This window comes from Dietzia sp. CW19 (assembly GCF_014145265.1).
GTDB classification, from domain to species: domain Bacteria; phylum Actinomycetota; class Actinomycetes; order Mycobacteriales; family Mycobacteriaceae; genus Dietzia; species Dietzia natronolimnaea.
This window is the reverse complement of record NZ_JAALEE010000563.1, coordinates 14,022-14,258: the sequence shown is the minus strand read 5'-3', so window position 1 is coordinate 14,258 and position 237 is coordinate 14,022.

The window sequence follows — 237 nt, the reverse complement described above, 5'->3', positions numbered from 1 at the left end:
CAGCCCCGCCTGCGCGGGGACGACGAGTTCGATGCGCTGCAGGAGCTGCGGAACCAGGGAACAGCCCCGCCTGCGCGGGGACGACGCGGGCAGACGGTGCACTGGCACGCGCGGGTCGGGAACAGCCCCGCCTGCGCGGGGACGACGCGATCGACCGCTGGTTCGACAACTGGTTCGCGGGAACAGCCCCGCCTGCGCGGGGACGACGCGGTGACACCCTTAGCGACGTTGTAGATG